Source organism: Companilactobacillus sp. RD055328, from assembly GCF_022835675.1.
In the GTDB taxonomy this organism is placed as follows: Bacteria; Bacillota; Bacilli; order Lactobacillales; family Lactobacillaceae; genus BQUT01.
Map to the genome: position 1 here is coordinate 125,615 of NZ_BQUT01000001.1, position 17,628 is coordinate 143,242.

The window sequence follows — 17,628 nt, forward strand, 5'->3', positions numbered from 1 at the left end:
TAAAAAAGCCTACCTAAAATTAGGTAGACTTCAAGAATCTCGAGTTAAGTCTTCCTACGTTAGTATTAACTAATTCAGGTTATAGGGTCGAAGTTGATTACTTCCTCTCAGCCTGCTAACAAGCTCCCCTGCTTAATATATTTGTATAATATGAGTGTAGGCTCAAAATATCTTTAGGTCAAGAACTATTCTTTTCTAATTTAATTGATTATGTATGATAACTTGCTGAAGATGATATAGCGTTGTGTGAATCGTTATAACGAAATGTCGAATGTTATATAAATAAAAAAACACATCAAATTGATGTGTTTAATTCAAATCTAAATTCCAAGTCAAATCAGCCTTATATTCACCGATATTATAACTATTGCTATATGGCATGTTGAAATACATTGTCTTATTTTGTAATAGTTCATCAATCGACTTAACCCTATAACCTATAATCTTATTTATAGTATTAGGATTTTCAGGATCAACGGGGTCAATAGGATCGATTGAAGAGTTAGAATCCGTCTTTCTATTAAGAACATTAATATACCCTGAACTGCCATCTACAATTGATAGATAATCACCTTTAGGTTCTTTATCTGTCAGTTGATAACCGAAGTTATCAGTCATCTTAAGCGGATTAGTTTTATCTTGTTTTACATGTTTTAGATTTAGCTTGAATTTATACTTCATAGGATTATATACATTCAAGATGGGAGTGTTGCCGTCTATTTGTGCAGCAACATACTTTTTATAAGGTGTTGAAACTTCATTTACTTCTATTTTACGTACAAACTTATTACGATGTCCAAGATATTCTTTACCCATATCTAAGTTTTTAGGAACTGTAACTTCAAGTGTCCCATTAACTATCAAGTTAATACTAAACTTAGATACTGCAGTAATTGATTTATTATCAATACTTTTTCTATCGTAGTCATTAGTTACAGCAAATTCAATTTCATTAGTCCGACCTAAAGCATATCCCATGTGGTTTGAATCAGTCTGTTCTAAGACATTTTTGACTTTACCTTTGTCAAAATTAGAATTACTTACTAGTAACGATTCCAAATCACTAATATCTATTTGAGTATCCTCGGTAGTTTCAGGTTCTCGTTCTCCACTACCCAATCTAATCCAAGTATCAGCATTTTTTAATTTATAATACAAACCAAATTTTTGAGGAGCATTTCTGACATGAATGCTGGCCTTTATTCCGGACTCAGGCAATGGCTTCAAACTACCGTTACTATAATCAAAACTTGCGCTTCCACCACTTGATGATACCTTTTGGGTACCACCATTAATTAGATCAATACTTGAAATAGTAGTTTCTGGTAATTGATTACCTGGCTTATTTAATGTAGGAAAATCAGAAACTCCACCATTTTCTTTTCGTCCAAACACACCAAAGGCACCGTCATTTTGATCTGGAGAAATCGGTGCGCCATATCCATCGATCGTGATGTTATTAGCAGCAGTAATCCCACCAACAAAAGATGCACCACTGGCATTCCCTGCATAAAAAGAACCATGCGGTATTATGAAAGAGCCGTACATCAAATGCGTTTTAGATTTGAAATAAACGGCTGCATTATTCCCTAAGCCAGCCATATCTCTACTTGAGCTTGCTGAACTTTCAGGGTAATTATCAAGATCGTAAATATCAGTGAAATTATTAAGAATTTGTGAGCCCATCCAAAGAACTTGAGAATTATTCCAATCATCTTTGACAACACCAAGAGCTTCATTCATATATTTTTCATTGATTAATTTATCATCTTTGATTTCACCAACACCAAAACCATCAGTATCACCCCATGTGAATTGACCAGGAGTATTTCCTTGTGTAAATCCCTTATAGTTTAGGACAATATAAGGAACTTTTTTGGCATTAAGTGTGCCATTATCATTGTAGAACTCTTTTGAAAAGTTAAACAGTATGTGCATACCTGTTAAATTCCCTCTAGAATTCCCTGCTTTTTTAACGGCTTCAATCATTTTTTGCTTATCAATCGAAACTGCTACTACAGGTTTACCTTGTCCTTCTGCAATATTAGGATCTCGCTTGACGTTTATTACTACCGCCGCCACAGAAGTATCACTTTCAGCTATATATTGAGGATTTTCGGTATTATCATCAACTATTCGTGAATCACTTGAGGTGAAACTTGAAGCAGTATCATCACCTGAAGCCAAATTATTATAGTATTGTGATACATCTTGAATGTCAGTTTCGACACTTCGACCTGCAACATTGGTATTTTGAGATAAATATTTTGTAACATTATTATCTTTGAATTGGGTTAAATCACTCAATCCTGTAATTATTTCACCTGAGTCAGTCTTAGTATCAAAATTATTATTCCATGCAACATCTACTAGTTTTTGGTTAGCCTTAGATAAGCTATTTTTAACTTCTTCTTTAGATGTATCAGTAATGAAACGCACACGCTTTTGTGATTCAGGATAGTTCTTATAAAAAGGTGTATTCTTCACATATGGCCACATCGCAATAATATTAGCAGTTAATTGCGTTGTTGGATCTTTAAAAGTTGGATCGCTTATACTTTTTTCTTTTGTAAAATCATTGATTACAACTCCTGGATTCCATAGTTGCTCATAAAAATCATCAGCAGAATGAGAGTCTTCACCATTATAAGTATTTAGAGTATTATTCCAAATACCCCAATCGTTAAATCCAAGTGAGTCAAAAGCCATTGAATTAGCCATAAAACGGCCAGATATCGTACTCCCGCCAATATGGCGAATACGATTCCCAGCCGTCATCATATAATCTGAAGATACACCAATTGGGTATTGTCCATCAATTCGTGCATCATTTCCATTAGCATTGGCGTTTTGAGGTATGACAAAAAAACTAACAAAAAACAAAGCTATTAAAAATGTTTTTTTAAGTTTCCCTTTCATAAGTCCCCCCTATAGAGCCTTACTAATAATTAATTTACTCTTCTATGTTAATTTTTGAAGCTCTCCTACGATATCCTAAGTAATATACAAAAGCTAAAATAACAATAAAGATAACAACCGCTATTACAACAATCCAAACCCACCAGAAGCTACGGTTCTCACGGTTCAGTTCTATAGCTTGAGTGAAGCTTACATCGAATTCACGATCAAAGACCCACTCATCAATACCATTAGTTGCCGTTAAATGTAGATGGTACTTCCCTGGATTTATCCATTGATTTCCCATAGGAACTGCAAAATCAAATTTTGAGTTTGGCGCTACACTACGATTGTTAGCTTCAGTAGTAAATAGTGCCTTAGAATTAGCCGTTCTTGAAACCTTAGCCTTAATAGTCATTTTTCCAATCGCAGCAGGTTGATTATTTTCTAATGAAACAAGAATCGCTGGATTTCGTGTGAAGTTACGCTGACTAGCACGAACTTGTCGAATCTTTAATTTAGGAACGGCATGTTCTGTACTACTTTCTCGTAGAATTACCCCAATAGCCATTGAAAACTGATTTCTAATTCCAAAATCTTCTTGATTAGTAAGTTTAGATTCACCCTTATTAATATCAACTACATTGATGGCACCCTCTAAAATACCTTCAATTTTTTCAGTTGGCATATTAACATCTAAACTTACTGTCTTGGTTTCATATGGTTTAAGAGTTACCGTTTGTGGTCCAGAAAAAATATCTGAGAACTTATATTTGGCCGTTGAATACTTGTCGATATTGTACTTATCGTAAGCTTCAGTAACACCACTAGCTGTGTAAGCCGAGTTTGGCGATACCTTAAATGTTTTCTCAGCGTCTAATAAGTTCTCAATAGTAATATTTAACTTCTGTGATTGACCAGGCTTCATCAATAAATCAAAATACGAAACACTATCATCATATTGATTATCAGGAATTTGTGCGCTGACTGTGAAACCAGGTTCAGATGCTAGTGCTTTTTCAGGTTTTACAGTAAGCATAATAAGTACAACAGAGAAAGTTGCCAAGATGATACTGATAATTTTCTTGTTCATAATTTCTCCTACTTATTTTTAAAGTTAATTATTACCCTTGAACTGCCACTTTAGTTGTATTTTGTAGTGACCAGTTAATTGTTGCATTATACTTACCAGCTTGAATATCTTGAGAGTCACTTAGTGAAAGTGTAGCTCCACTTGATAAATCTGCATTAGCAACGCCTTGACCGTTAGTTTTAGCATTGCTTGAATCCCAAACTACTGATGATGTGTTGCTGATTGCTGCACCATGATTCAAACCGGGAACGCTGATTACTCCCTTAACTGAACCTTTACCATCTTTATTTGTAAAATCAGTAATTGAAGCAGCTAGTTGCCAAGAACTTCCAGCTCCACGGTAATCACTAATTTGTAAAATCCCTATTGAGATAGCGTCTAATTTGTCACCATCTTCATTAACAGTTGTATGAGAATCATTATGTTCATCAGTAATTAAGTTATTTTTTTGTTGCCATTCACCTTTTAGAATATCCAAAATAGATTTTTGACCAAAGTTGAAGTCAGGTGCTGAGTCGAAACTTAATTTGCCAGCTTCTACACTGAATTCAGCGGTTGTTGTTGCTGAAGCAGATGTTTCATCTTTAACTTCAATTCCATCTTTACTTGGATCTGCAGCTGATGCTGCGTTGACAACTGATGATGTTGAAAGAATTGATCCTGACAACAAGGCAGTTGCTAATAATAAATTTGTTTTTTTCATGCTATATACTCCGTCTTCTATAAATATACTTTGTTGAAAATTGATGGGGATAACCTTTATTTTCAAAATATATATTATAATATTTCGCAAACTAAATCAAATTTTTTCATAGTAAAATAATTTTTTTATTATCATTATAAATAATGCTTCCAACCTCTTTTAAACGCTGTTAAACCAACATTTATCTAGAATTAATTAGCAAACTGGTTATTACCATTATTATCACATGTAGGAACTTTTTTAATTAAATTTTGATAATATATACAACAAGTAGTAATCAATTCTAGATTATGTTATCATCTATTCTAGTTAAGGAGAATTATCATGTTAACTCGAAAACAAAAGATCATTTATGAAGTATTTAATGCAATTACACACGGAATTGGATTCATTGCTAGTGTAGTATTAATTATTCTGTTATTAATTAGAGGAGTTAACCACTCACTAAATAGTTATGAATTAAGTAGCTTAGCTATTTATGGTTTTACTCTTCTATCTTTATACTTAGCATCTACTTTATTCCATTGTCTTGCATTCACACGTGCCAGAAGAATTTTTCAAATATTTGACCATAGTAATATTTTCTTGTTGATTGCTGGAACTTATACCCCCTACTGTGTAATTATGCTTGGTGATACCAAAGGATACGCTATGCTTATTGGAGTTTGGGTATTAGCAATTGGTGGGATATTATTACACCTTCTAACTCACGGAAAAAGGCAAAAGACTGAAACAACTATTTATATTTTAATGGGCTGGTTAGTTATGATTGCCGGACCTGATTTGTATCATAGTCTTTCACTCTCAGGTTTTTGGTTACTTGTAAGTGGTGGTGTTGTTTTCACAATAGGCGCTATTATCTATAGCTTTCCAAACGTTAGAGGAATGCATTTAATATGGCACTTCTTTGTTCTCGCTGGTACAACTCTAATGTATGCTTCTATTTATTTAAACATCTAAAAAAGGATTGAACTTTTTAAGAGTTCAATCCTTTTTATTTGATTTTTATTCGTAAAAATTTCTGGCTCATGATATTTGCTTGAACCTCGTTCATGATGACGCCTTTTAGTTCTTGAAAAGATAGATCAAGATTATCAAAACTATTCGAACTAAGATCAATATCTTTTAAGCTAGTATCATTAAAATCCACATTATTCATTTCACATTCATTAAAATGAGTGTTTTTAATTTTCATTGAAGTAAAAACCGCATCATCTAATCGTGATTCACTAAATGTGCATTCCATCTTTGATTCATTGAAATTAGCATACATAAATGTGCAGCCAATGAATTCAACATTCTTAAAATAAGCTCTATCAAAAATCGTTCCCATGAATTTGCAATTAACGAATTTACTATTATATAAGCTAGCTTCAGTTAAATTAGCATTGGAAAAATCACAATTTTTCGCTTGAATATTATTAATTTCAAATTTCTCAAAACTGTTATTTGCAAGTACTACATTTGTTAACTGACTAAACTCAATAATTGGGTGTCGCAAATCCATGTCAGTAACAGTTTCATTCTCAATTAATGTATTTTCTAGCAGATAATCATCGTAATCTACAATATCAATAAAGTTAGTTTTTATTAGTTCTCTGTTATCTAGTGATTCCATAGGAATTACGCCTCTCTAATAAGTCGAACAAAAGTATCATTTAATAATTGCCAATCATTGTTATTCTCAGGAATTCCTTTAATAATATCTTCGATACTAATCAAATTATCGGTAATGAATTTATCAAGCTCAGGATTTTTTTTGATCATTTTTAACTCTGGAACATTCATTTTCTTATCCAGTAAGTCAGTTATAATCTCTTTAATAGGACCTGTTAATTGATTATTAACTAAATCAGTAAACTTCATAGGTGGATTAGTATTTTTTTCTATGATCCATTGGCACGCCAAAATAGCCCGCAAGACATAAAAATATTTCTTGATGCTAATCATATGATCACCATTCTGAATAGACTGCTTATTATTTGTACGAGCCATATTCAAATAATGATACAAACTTTTTTTCTTAGAAAAAAATTGAGGGAGAATATCACGCAAGATATTTATCTCTTCAGTTTGATAGTAAACAACATCAGAATTAAACCATTCAAACAAAGTTGGATTAGAACGATACAATAATCGTAAGGATTTTTGAATATCCCAACCACTGATATCAAGAGTGTCATCAAGTTGCCACTCAATAACATCCCTAATACCTTCCAATCTCAAATAGTCAGTTTCATTTCGCTTATAAATAAATCTAACATCGTAGTCACTATCAGGAGAATCAAATCCCCAAGCGCGACTTCCTGATTCAACTGCAAGTAAGACTTTTACATTCTCATTTGCTTCGATTTCTTTAACTTTCTCATTAACTAATTCATTTATATTATCCATAGTTTAAGTATACACAAAATTTATTAAAAATATCTTACATCATATTTTTATCAATAATCACAAATAATTATTTGTGCTATAGTTGTCATTGAAAACGATTCCAAGTTAAAGCGAGGGATTTATTACATGTTAAAGTTAATTGCAACTGATATGGATGGAACTTTCTTACGTAGTGACCATTCTTATGATGAAAAATTATTCGCCAAAGTCTATCAAAAAATGATTAACAATCATATTCAGTTTGTTGTTGCTAGTGGAAATCAATATTATTTACTAAAGCGCTTCTTCAAAAATTATCCTGATATCATTTATATAGCAGAGAATGGTGCACTTATAAGAGACACTGAACAAATATATAATATTCAATCATTTTCAAATGAAGTCGTTGATACTATATTATTTAAACTCTCGTTAATTCCCAACTTGAGGATATTAGTTTGTGGCCGTGATAGTGCTTATACTACAGAAGCTACAGAATTTGATTACATTGAAAATCTCAAACATTATTATCATCGACTAGTTGTTGTTGATAATTATTCTGGTATCAAAGATGAAATACTTAAGTTTGCTCTCACCTGCCCACCTGAGAAGACAGATGAATTAATGGAACAACTAAAAATATCTCTTTCTGGTATAGCAGAACCAACAAGTAGTGGACACGGATCAATTGACATTATTCAACCTGGAACTAATAAAGCTTTCGCTTTGCAAAATCTGGGCGAGATATTAAATATCAAAATGAGTGAAATGTGCGCTTTTGGTGACGGCGGCAATGATTTAGAAATGTTAAGAGAAGTCGGCTTAGGTGTAGCAATGAAAAATGCTTATCCGCACGTAAGTAAAGTTGTTACTCAACACACCTTACAAACGAATGAAGAACAAGGTGTCCTTAAATATATAGATAATTTATTGGATTAAAAAAGCAATGTGATAAATCACATTGCTTTTTTAGTTATTTCTTCTTACTTTTTAATAGTTCACCAATAGCCGGAATATTTCCCAATTGGCTAATCTTATCTTCTGACATCACAACCATATTAGCGTCTGATTTTGCTAAATCAGAAAAAGCATTAATTGATTGATTCTTGAAATACTCATCAGTAGCTTCAACAAGCCCTGATTGAATCATATCGATACGATATTTTTCAGCATCAGCACGTGTTTTTGTGGCTTCGGCTTCAGCTTTAGCTGTTGACATAACAGCGTCATTCTTAGCCTTAGTTGTTAACTCGATTGACTTAGCTTCACCTTCGGCTTGTGCAATAACAGCAACACGTTCACGGTCGGCAGTTAATTGCTTATCCATAGCTGCTTGAATTGAAACAGATGGAGTTAGCTCATCAATATTGATACGGTCAACGTTGATTCCGTATGTATTAGTTAAATCCCCAATAGCAATTGCAAGTTCTTGGTTAATCTTAGCAGTAGCTCCTAGAGCTTCATTCAACTCCATACGACCAATAATATCACGTAAGTGACCACGCACTAGTTGTGCCATAGATTCAACTGAATCAGTATTTTCATATGTATATTTTTGAGCATCAGTTACGTGGTAGTTAAGTGTTACACTAGCCGAAACATCAGCGTTATCTTTTGTGATAATTGAATAATTAGGCAAAGATAAAGGTGACATTGCAAGGCTAACCTTGCGCACTCTTTGTACTAAAGGAATGTAGAAATGCATTCCTGATTCAACACTCTTACTATACTTTCCCAGTGTTTCAATTAAACCACGATTATTTTGACGAACAATAGTTATTCCAAATGGCATTAGTCATTCTCCTCTTGTTTAATATAAATTACGTTACCAATTGCTTTTACAATCTCATAAAACGAATCTTTGTTGATTTTGGCTGATTCAACTAGTTGATATTTATAGTAAATACCGGCAACTTCAATTAGTTCTTTGCTCTCAACAATGCTTGATCCCTTAACAAGCGTTCCAACAATATTGCGTCGCTCAAAATTTGTATCTTGTTTAATTCCAACTTCTTTAATCAGAATATCATTAATATACTTGTTTAAAGAAACATTCTTATCCTGAGCCAAATTATTGGCCTTATCAAATAACTCTTCATCAAGTCGCAAAAGAAATTTTTTCAATTCAACCAACCTCCGTTCATATTCGTTCATGATATCACAGTGATATCATATCAATAAGAATGAGAAAGTACAAGAAATATAAAAAGACATCAACTTATGATGTCTTTTTATTAGTGAATTGTTATTTTATCAACGTCCAAAATTACTTGTTTAATTATATCTTCATACTTATTTAGGAACTCAATATTTTTAATATTAATACATCCCTTACCCATAGCGGACTTAGGTAACTGATCTGCATACTTTTCAATAATTTTACCATCGCCACCATTTACCCAAATATATAGACCAACGAAGTTCTTTTGGGTATTAATATTAATTACTCCCGCATCAGCGTAAGCATAATTTTTACGCCCCAAATCACCAATTCTTCCATACGAAATCGCACTGAAAGTTTTGCCATTATCAAAATAGTGACGCTCTAAATTAGTATTAGAAGAAACCATTTCATCTACTTTTTCCATTACTTCTTGATATGGCGATTTACTAATCAAGTCTTCGATTGATTTTGCTTTTGTATACATAATTACCCCCTAAATTACAAAAAGTATATTTTATCTAGCTTTAATATTCTCAAAGCATAATATATAACCTGCAAAATCTCCCCAGCGTTTTCTATCTTCTGACGGACCAAGTTTTGTCATCCAGTCGCCATTTATTCCCAACTGTTCTGTTAGTCTGTGAAATGCTTTTAAGTTAGTAATAAATTGATTATGAAGTCCGGTTCTTTGTGGATCTTTTTCCATCTTCTCTTCTCTAGAAAAATAATTCCAGTTCGTTCTCATTTTAGAATATGCTAGGATCGAATTTATAACTTCTTCCCAAAGCTCATGCAAATATTCATCTTGGTTCTCTAGTGCTTCAAAAATAGAATTATAAATATCCAACGCTTCCTCAAATGACATTGCATCTTTCTTCTTTAAATATTCAGTATAATCTAACATTTAATTTACCCCTCATTTGTTATTGGTTTTTCACCAAAGTTTCTTTCATTGCTTCTATCATTTCTTCGTAATCATCATGCACATTAGCTTGGAAGTATGAATTATATTTTTGCTTTTTATTCGATAAATTCCATTCATATCCTTTGTCTTTGCAGATTAATGAAATAAACAATCGATGACTTCGCCCATTACCTTCTCTAAACGGATGCATATAATTAATATCACTTACAATTGGGCCGAGATGTTTAGCTAAATCATCTACCGATTTAATAGTAGCATTTTTTAATGCAATTAGTTTTTTGTTTAAATCATTTTCTGCATAATCAAAACGTGTACAAGACAAGAACTGCGACTCACCTTTAGCAATTTCTACAGTTCTAAACATCCCCGCCCAATCATATATTTCATTGAACAGTAATTCATGAATCTTCTTATATGATGATACTTGATACAAATCACGGACCGTTAATTTCTTAGCCCCAATTAAATAATCCAATACATTCAACGTAACTATTTCATGTTCACGTTGACCTAGCACTTCACAGTCTGTAATTTCTAACTTATTCTTTAACGTTCCATTTTCTTGTTTATATGGATCAATAAATTTGCTCATCATTTATCCACACTTTCAACATGACGTTGTAGTTCAATAATGTATTCGTGACTGGGATCAAATCCTTCGTACATCGAACTTAACAATGCATTTTTTGCTGCAAAATAATTAGCTTCATTTTTAAATCCAATTCCATCAATTAATAACATTTCATCATCAAATGGCACTCGAAAATTCTTATCATCCATCATCAAACATCCCCTTTTTGTATTCTTTAATTATAACAATTTAAATAAAAAAACGCCTTACTTGGCGTTTTTTGTTTTATATTTCAATCCTTCCATCCGCATAAACTATCCATCTTTCGCCATTATCACCATCTATTGTCCAATAAATTGGTGATGACATTCCTGCAGAACCGTGAGTAACAAACCAATTATGATCCCCTTTTTGAGTAATCAAGTATGCAACTGCTTGATCCGCATTTTTAATAGGATCTGAATCTATTGGCATATTGCCATTTTCAGCTTCAAGTTGTGCATTAGTCTTAGCTGGTGCTTGTTGTTCTTGAACCTGTTCAGTTTGAACTGGTTCATTTGTGGTTATTGCTGGTTTTTCTTCCTCAGTTGTCGTGTCTTTCTTCTCTTGTTTCTTTGTAGTTTCTTTTTTTGTCTTATTTTTCTTCTTGTCTACTTTTTCTGTCTTATTCTTTTCAGATGATTTTTTAGAATCATCATTATTACTACATCCCGATACTAAGAAAAGTAGCATCAAACTAGTTATACTTAGAGTTAAATATTTTTTATATTTCATATTTGCTAGCTCCACTTTTTTATTTAATCATTACAGCTCTACTACCCAAATTATGCTGAACTATTTCTAATGTTTTGCCAGTAACCTTATCTTGAATGCTATCATCTGTATTCTTATCATCAATGTTAAGAATATGATCTTCAATTTCTAATCCTTCATAACCATACTGAACATACTGAACTTCAGCTTTATTATTATAAGTTGAAATTGTCGTAACCTTATACATCCCAAAAACATTATATGTATTACTCATGTCAGAATTATCATTAACAGATACTTGTGAACTAGTCTTCGAGTAATCGTCATCTGCGTTATTTTCTATATAACTATGGACTAACTCAACTTTATAAGTTGTTGCATCGCCACTTTCATTTTCATCGTTAGCTAATGCAGTGTTCAAATTAATAACATCTTCAATATTAGATATTTCATTTACATCTTGAAGGCCACTTACTGTTGTTTCAAAACTTCTACTACCTTCGAATTTTTTACCATTTGATTCCATGTCTTCAATGTCTTGCTTACTAATTACAATTTTTACTTTGTCATTATTTTTTAACTTACCGTTCTTTTTAACATTTAGAACCATGTCTTTGTATTTATTACTATTAACTCTAATTTTTCCTAATCCACTGACACCTTCAAACTTGATTTTTAAGTTCGATTTAATATCTTTAACATCTACTGTTTTTACTTTTTTAAGTCCTTTAACAGTTAATGTTTTTGTGACTTCTTTAATTGGTATTTCTTTTGAAGGAACTACAACTTTCAACTTAATCTTGTCACCATTTGATAAATTATCATCTTTAGATAAGTCCACCGAAACCATATTAGTTAAGTCTTCTGTTTTTGCTGCCTTAGCGTAGATATCAATCATGTCATCATATTCCATATCGTTAGCTATAATACGGTCAATATCTTCTTGCTTCAAACCTTCTCTTTTACCAACTAATTCGAATATCTTTTTATGAGAAGCCGTTCCATCAAAATGAGCCGTACCTCTTCCATTATATCCACTGAAAGACACATTTATTTGATCTGACACATCATATTTTCTATGTGAGTTCCAGAATAAGAAGCCAAAGATAATTACTAAGACTGCAATAGCAGAAATAATCCATTTTCTATTCACTTCTTTAAGTTTATCCAAATATTTTTGCATTATTTAACATCCTCAATTCTAAACATCTTCACTTTTAATGTTTGTTGTCCATATTTAAAACTTCCCGAAATTGTTTTACCATCTATTTTCAAATCGTAAAAACTCATCGTTTCATCATCAGCTTTAATAGTTATAGAATCCTTAGTTGCTGAGTACGTTGCTGTTGTTCTCAAAAGATCACTCTTTAAATTATCATTACTTTTTAGCTCGTTTTTAAATGTATAATCACTATCAAATGAAACAAATTTATCTTTATCACCAAAAATCATTCCACCTGGGACTTTTTGTGAGTCTCCATTCATCTCAATGTTATATTTATAAACACCGTTTTTTATTACATGTTTTACATTTCTACTTTGATAGAAAGTATAACCACCAATAAGAACTACAATAATTGCTATAACTGTTACTATCTTGTTATGTTTTTTAACAAAATCCATTTCTAAGCTCCTCTTTTCAACGATATCTCTCTTTGTTAGACTTTTTGAAACTTCTTTAAATATAATTTTCTAATCAATGTATATAAGAAAAACAACGGCACAATAAAGTTAGCAAATAAAAAAACGTAAGCATTATATACCAATATTATCCATAATTTAAAAATATAAATATAAGTATGTAGCGCTGCTCTTCCAAGTAACTGTTCATCTTTTTGCTTTTCACTGTAATATCTAGTGTGCGCATCTATACCAGTAATTCCACGACTAAAACTAGTTATTCTACTGACACTCCAGATATCCGTATCCATGTATTTTTGAAATGCACTAATTACTTTATCTAAATCTTTATAATTTGATCTAGTCCTAATTCCAATTACGTTGAGAATTAAGTCAGTCAATGCAATCGCATATCTAAACGTATAAAATCCTAATAATAAAACAAAAAAAATATATCCTCTTTTGAATAGCAATTGATCAATGAAATATCCACCATGTTGACTCAAGAGGTTCTTAACTCTCGGTGCATCTGAAAGTAAAGATGATGACTTCATCATCATTTCAGTAAATTGCTGATATTTAAAATAAATAATAAAAGAGAATACTAATATCACAGCGATATAAGCAACCGGATGGGGTCTAACATTCAAGATTTCTTTCAATTCACTCAAATTATTAATTCGCGTTAAAAAGAAACATGAGAATATACATGTAGAAATAATTGCCCAATACATCCAATCTCCAGGGAATATGTATAAAAGTCTAAATAGAAGAATTGACAGTCCTATGATAATCATTACTAAACTAATTTTTCCCTTAGTTAAATACGATAGTAATGATATAGTCGCACCAATGATTCCTATAATATAAAGGACCGAAAGTTCCGGATTCAAATTCAATAAAATTGCATCACTAACTACGTTAATTATTAAATAGCTAAGCAACAATACATGTACATAGTATTTATCAAGTTTATTAACCACTAGCTATTCCTCACCACTATACACGTGCCAATTTAAAACTTTTTTAGATTCGATTGTTGGTTTAGCTTTATCGTCAACACCTTTAATAAATTGAATAGCTCGATTAACATCATCAAAAATAATTGCATTATCAGAATTAGTACTATATTCAAAACTACTATTGATACCATCAACTTTAGATAGATATTTTATGTATCCTGTAACAGGATCTGTTAAAACAACTCGATATTTAGTTTTTTTAATATATTTGAAATAAGCCCAAATAATTACTGCAACAAAAATCAAAAATAAAATAAACATAATTTAAATCTCCTCTTCCCATAAAAAAACACTCACCGAGTAAGTGTTAAGTAATATTTAGTTAAGAAAAATCTCAACAATAATGCCACTGGGATTCGAACCCAGTTCACACCTTAATTATGTTGGCATTACTGATAATTAATGAATTATCATTTTCTTGCTATTAGCCAATTCCGTAGAACGGATCACCGTAATAAGTATAAGTAATGCTGTAATTAATCATACCTGTTGAAGGATTATTTCTATCAACAGAACCAGTTACTGAAATATTTGAAATAACAGCTGATACAAATTTTGGTTCATCAATTTGGTTTGGTTGCGATAAATAATTCTTAACGATATAGCTAGCCACTGCATCATCTGATTGGAAATTACTACTATTACCGAATCCAGTTTGAGGTCCATCATCTAGTGTATCCCAGTCAGCACCTGATGGAGCTTGACCTGTTGGAACACCCCAGTATTTGTTATGAGCTGACATATCAATTTTACTCATAACCAATTGTTTAATTTTTTCAGCATTTGGTGTGTAAATATCGTCTGTTGGAGGTGTTACTTCTCCACCACCATTGTTTCCACCGTTACCTGGGTTTGATGGGTCTGTTGTTCCACCACCGTTATTTGATCCACCGCCATTGTTTGATCCACCGCCATTGTTTGAACCACCATTGCCTGGATTTGATGGATTAGTTGTTGAACCATTACCATTGTTTGATCCAGAACCATTTGAACTACCATTTCCTGGTGTTGATGGTGTTTGTGTTGATCCATTGTTTCCACCTGTTACAGGTTTGTTTGGATTTAAGTTATATGTTTTATCATTACCATTAGCATCTTTACCTGTTACTGTTCCGTTTGCGGCGTTAAACCATAATTGGTTGCCCGCATAGATCAAGTCTGCATTAGCAATCTTGTTAATTTCTGTTAAACGTTGAACTGAAGTTTCGATACCATTCTTGTTTGCTGCTTCAGCAATTGTTGAAAGCGTGTCACCCCATTTGATTGTATAAGGTGTTGTACCATTAGATTTCAACGCTGTTTGAATTGATTCAACTGAGTTAGCTGTCCATGTTGCAGCATCAACATTATTTGAGTCCATAGCTGTTAGTCCTAGACCAACCCCTAAAGCTAAGGCACTTGTTGTGATAGCTTTTTTAGCCATCTTATTGTGTTTCATCTTTCTGATTTGTTTTCTTGTTAGCATAATCTTCCTCCAAATTTTATGTTGTTAACGCTTTAATTATAATTTAATTATATATTTATTGCTATATTTATTTTACTTTTATATCTTCTCTGCTCTTTAAGAGACAAAAAAAATATTCTATCGTAGCTATAAGAACTAAACGATAGAGGTAACTAAATGCTTGATACTATTAGTCGCATGATTAGAGACCGTCGTAAAGCGCTCGGTTTTACAATTGAAGAGCTTGCTGAAAAATCAGGCAGCTCATACAGTTTTATCTCCAGAATAGAGCGTGGCGAAGTTGACAATCTCAAACTTAAAAAACTAAATGATATCGTCAACGCTTTAGGTTTGAAGATGTCAGACCTATTTGTTGATCCAGATTTAACTGGTGTACAAACATTAGAACTAATGCATTATCTAGCTAAGCTTCCTAATGACAAACGTGAAGAAGTAGCTAGCACATTATTAAAGGTAATTAATTTATAGTTGATATTTATCAACTATTTTTTTTGCTCTTTTTTCTTATCAATAGTGTTATCAACTCATAGATTGCATAAATGATAACTACAAACCACATACTAGCTAGAAATGTGGCTCCACTTTCAAGTGCATCACTACTAAGATTTGATCCATTAGTATATGCATCTACAACTTTGAATCCACCAGTCAAAATAGAATACTCTGATATTCCAAAAATAATAACACCAATAATGTAGCTAATAGTATTTTGTTTTTTCATTATTTTGTTAATAGCAATAACCAATGCTATCGTTGTCAAAATAAGTAATACTATCATGTACATTTTTAACACTGACCCTTGATGTCTAATTGAATCCATAGTTGAAGAAAAATTCGATATAGTTATGTATCCACCATCACCAACGTTGTTCTCGAATGAAAGCTCAGACATCAAGGCAAATGTCGTAATAATTCCAATGATGACGCTTAATAACTTATAATTCTTATTTGTTCCATACTTCTCTAAATACTCGTTCATATTTCCTCCTCTAAAAAATAATAAGCAGTACAAGGTTAATTATGCTATAAAGATACTTTTTATGCCATATTATTATTATATAAATACTTACAATGCCACATAAATTACAGAATTATCTATCGAATAATATAGAAATTATCATTATTAAATAACCAAGTAGGAATATTTAAGCTATCTTTCTTACCCAAGTGCCCATATAACTGGATTTCTAAGAACTCTTCAGCGATGCTTCTTATAATGTACTTCTTTTCAGCATGTAACTCACACCATGTCCTAGTTCCGTTATTAATATCTATGAATACCAATAATTTTTTAGGAATCAAAATATCATTTGTTGAAATTTTAATCATAATATTCCTTCCCATGGTTGAGAGTAATCAGCCATCTTACAGAAATACTCATCTGTTGTTACATTGTAGCCACTGATAACAGAGAACTGTTTACGATGAATAGCTAGAATGAGTAAGTCCAAATTTACTTCAAGCATCTCACTATACTCATCGCTAAAGACTGTATCATATTCGTAAGAACATAATCGAACTGTTTGCGTTGTTATTGCATCAACAATATAATCTCTGTCAAACTTCAGTTCTCTAAACTCATCATTTTCATATAACACTATTAATTCATCAGTAGGCGTTAATATGTCATTTTCTTTCAAAATCATAGCTGAAGCCTATAATCCGTATTCTTGAACAATCATTTCCGCGATTTCCGGTAATGAGTTTTTTTCTTTGTAATTACTAATCCAATCACTAAGATCAATAACTTCATCATTATTTATTATGATTTTATATATATCAAAAGAATGAAAATCCAAATTTGAACTACGAGAATAAATTTCGAATTTCAAATCTTGTAGTAATTTTATATTTTCAATCAGTCTATCTTTTACCATAATGTTCCCCTTCATTTTTTGTTTTGATATCAAAAAAGGCCTTAGCCATATTGGCTAAGACCTACTGTAATATAAGGTTTTCAACTTGTAAATACCGTGAATTAATTTCTTATTTTATAAATAATATTTTTTTGAATAAATTAATTATAAACTAGTTGTCAAGT

24 protein-coding genes and 1 riboswitch are annotated in these 17,628 nt (G+C 31.8%); of the genes, 3 read left to right on the plus strand and 21 right to left on the minus strand.

Translation table 11 applies throughout. From position 1 onward, the window contains the following. Positions 1-33: 33 nt before the first annotated feature. Positions 34-140: riboswitch (TPP riboswitch) on the minus strand. Positions 141-309: 169 nt separating this feature from the next. The 3 genes from RD055328_RS00630 to RD055328_RS00640 are packed head-to-tail and all read right to left on the minus strand — an operon-like array spanning position 310 to position 4,694. Continuing rightward, on the minus strand, positions 310-2,919 hold the full coding sequence (locus tag RD055328_RS00630) for a hypothetical protein (protein ID WP_244086899.1): 2,610 nt from the start codon (positions 2,917-2,919) through the stop codon (positions 310-312). A 34-nt stretch (positions 2,920-2,953) separates the two neighbouring features. Next, on the minus strand, positions 2,954-3,991 hold the full coding sequence (locus RD055328_RS00635; protein ID WP_244086900.1) for a DUF916 and DUF3324 domain-containing protein: 1,038 nt from the start codon (positions 3,989-3,991) through the stop codon (positions 2,954-2,956). A 31-nt stretch (positions 3,992-4,022) separates the two neighbouring features. Then, positions 4,023-4,694: a WxL domain-containing protein gene (locus RD055328_RS00640; RefSeq protein WP_244086901.1), complete on the minus strand. Its 672-nt coding sequence runs from the start codon at positions 4,692-4,694 to the stop codon at positions 4,023-4,025. 321 nt (positions 4,695-5,015) lie between these two features. Between RD055328_RS00640 and RD055328_RS00645 the strand changes: the two genes are divergently transcribed. Continuing rightward, positions 5,016-5,654 carry a hemolysin III family protein gene (locus RD055328_RS00645; protein ID WP_244087146.1) on the plus strand — a complete coding sequence of 213 codons (639 nt, stop codon included), beginning with the start codon at positions 5,016-5,018 and terminating at the stop codon, positions 5,652-5,654. 34 nt (positions 5,655-5,688) lie between these two features. Here the strand turns inward: RD055328_RS00645 and RD055328_RS00650 are convergent, their stop codons facing one another. Then, positions 5,689-6,312, minus strand: coding sequence for a pentapeptide repeat-containing protein (locus RD055328_RS00650; protein WP_244086902.1), 624 nt, complete (start codon positions 6,310-6,312; stop codon positions 5,689-5,691). Positions 6,313-6,317: 5 nt separating this feature from the next. Continuing rightward, positions 6,318-7,088, minus strand: coding sequence for a nucleotidyltransferase domain-containing protein (locus RD055328_RS00655; RefSeq protein ID WP_244086903.1), 771 nt, complete (start codon positions 7,086-7,088; stop codon positions 6,318-6,320). A gap of 126 nt (positions 7,089-7,214) precedes the next feature. Here RD055328_RS00655 and RD055328_RS00660 point away from each other — a divergent pair, with 126 nt between their 5' ends. Then, on the plus strand, positions 7,215-8,006 hold the full coding sequence (locus RD055328_RS00660) for a Cof-type HAD-IIB family hydrolase (protein WP_244086904.1): 792 nt from the start codon (positions 7,215-7,217) through the stop codon (positions 8,004-8,006). Between the two features lie 34 nt (positions 8,007-8,040). On the opposite strand, the gene RD055328_RS00665 is transcribed toward RD055328_RS00660, so the two are convergent. From RD055328_RS00665 to RD055328_RS00720, 12 genes are all read right to left on the minus strand, one after another. Next, a complete protein-coding gene (locus tag RD055328_RS00665) occupies positions 8,041-8,859 on the minus strand; it encodes an SPFH domain-containing protein (RefSeq protein ID WP_244086905.1) in 819 nt (272 codons plus the stop codon). Continuing rightward, the gene (locus RD055328_RS00670; protein WP_244086906.1) at positions 8,859-9,191 is read right to left on the minus strand and encodes a toxin-antitoxin system HicB family antitoxin; all 333 of its coding nucleotides are present in this window, start codon (positions 9,189-9,191) and stop codon (positions 8,859-8,861) included. Before RD055328_RS00670 ends, RD055328_RS00665 begins: the two co-directional genes overlap by 1 nt. 110 nt (positions 9,192-9,301) lie before the next feature. After that, positions 9,302-9,715, minus strand: a complete 414-nt coding sequence (locus RD055328_RS00675; protein WP_244086907.1) for a DUF1801 domain-containing protein — start codon at positions 9,713-9,715, stop codon at positions 9,302-9,304. Positions 9,716-9,745: 30 nt separating this feature from the next. Beyond that, a complete protein-coding gene (locus RD055328_RS00680) occupies positions 9,746-10,135 on the minus strand; it encodes a hypothetical protein (protein WP_244086908.1) in 390 nt (129 codons plus the stop codon). 19 nt (positions 10,136-10,154) lie between these two features. Then, positions 10,155-10,751, minus strand: a complete 597-nt coding sequence (locus RD055328_RS00685) for a Fic family protein (protein WP_244086909.1) — start codon at positions 10,749-10,751, stop codon at positions 10,155-10,157. Next, positions 10,748-10,939 (minus strand): hypothetical protein, encoded by a 192-nt coding sequence (locus RD055328_RS00690; protein WP_244086910.1) that lies wholly within the window; start codon positions 10,937-10,939, stop codon positions 10,748-10,750. Before RD055328_RS00690 ends, RD055328_RS00685 begins: the two co-directional genes overlap by 4 nt. A 73-nt stretch (positions 10,940-11,012) precedes the next feature. After that, positions 11,013-11,501: a hypothetical protein gene (locus tag RD055328_RS00695; protein WP_244086911.1), complete on the minus strand. Its 489-nt coding sequence runs from the start codon at positions 11,499-11,501 to the stop codon at positions 11,013-11,015. A gap of 19 nt (positions 11,502-11,520) precedes the next feature. Then, complete coding sequence (locus tag RD055328_RS00700; protein ID WP_244086912.1) at positions 11,521-12,663, minus strand: hypothetical protein; 1,143 nt, start codon at positions 12,661-12,663, stop codon at positions 11,521-11,523. Then, the gene (locus RD055328_RS00705; RefSeq protein WP_244086913.1) at positions 12,663-13,103 is read right to left on the minus strand and encodes a hypothetical protein; all 441 of its coding nucleotides are present in this window, start codon (positions 13,101-13,103) and stop codon (positions 12,663-12,665) included. Before RD055328_RS00705 ends, RD055328_RS00700 begins: the two co-directional genes overlap by 1 nt. A gap of 35 nt (positions 13,104-13,138) precedes the next feature. Further along, positions 13,139-14,083 carry a hypothetical protein gene (locus RD055328_RS00710; RefSeq protein ID WP_244086914.1) on the minus strand — a complete coding sequence of 315 codons (945 nt, stop codon included), beginning with the start codon at positions 14,081-14,083 and terminating at the stop codon, positions 13,139-13,141. A 3-nt stretch (positions 14,084-14,086) separates the two neighbouring features. Beyond that, complete coding sequence (locus RD055328_RS00715) at positions 14,087-14,383, minus strand: hypothetical protein (protein ID WP_244086915.1); 297 nt, start codon at positions 14,381-14,383, stop codon at positions 14,087-14,089. Positions 14,384-14,546: 163 nt separating this feature from the next. Then, positions 14,547-15,587 carry a LysM domain-containing protein gene (locus tag RD055328_RS00720; RefSeq protein WP_244086916.1) on the minus strand — a complete coding sequence of 347 codons (1,041 nt, stop codon included), beginning with the start codon at positions 15,585-15,587 and terminating at the stop codon, positions 14,547-14,549. 156 nt (positions 15,588-15,743) lie between these two features. Between RD055328_RS00720 and RD055328_RS00725 the strand changes: the two genes are divergently transcribed. After that, entirely contained in the window at positions 15,744-16,055 is a 312-nt protein-coding gene (locus RD055328_RS00725) for a helix-turn-helix transcriptional regulator (RefSeq protein WP_244086917.1), read from the plus strand. 10 nt (positions 16,056-16,065) lie between these two features. Here RD055328_RS00725 and RD055328_RS00730 read toward each other — a convergent pair whose 3' ends face one another. The 4 genes from RD055328_RS00730 to RD055328_RS00745 all read right to left on the minus strand — a co-directional run bounded on the left by RD055328_RS00730 (position 16,066) and on the right by RD055328_RS00745 (position 17,464). Further along, the gene (locus tag RD055328_RS00730) at positions 16,066-16,566 is read right to left on the minus strand and encodes a hypothetical protein (RefSeq protein WP_244086918.1); all 501 of its coding nucleotides are present in this window, start codon (positions 16,564-16,566) and stop codon (positions 16,066-16,068) included. 116 nt (positions 16,567-16,682) lie between these two features. After that, positions 16,683-16,916: a hypothetical protein gene (locus RD055328_RS00735; RefSeq protein ID WP_244086919.1), complete on the minus strand. Its 234-nt coding sequence runs from the start codon at positions 16,914-16,916 to the stop codon at positions 16,683-16,685. Beyond that, positions 16,913-17,233 carry a hypothetical protein gene (locus RD055328_RS00740; protein WP_244086920.1) on the minus strand — a complete coding sequence of 107 codons (321 nt, stop codon included), beginning with the start codon at positions 17,231-17,233 and terminating at the stop codon, positions 16,913-16,915. Before RD055328_RS00740 ends, RD055328_RS00735 begins: the two co-directional genes overlap by 4 nt. 9 nt (positions 17,234-17,242) lie before the next feature. Continuing rightward, positions 17,243-17,464: a hypothetical protein gene (locus RD055328_RS00745; protein WP_244086921.1), complete on the minus strand. Its 222-nt coding sequence runs from the start codon at positions 17,462-17,464 to the stop codon at positions 17,243-17,245. Positions 17,465-17,628: the final 164 nt, after the last annotated feature.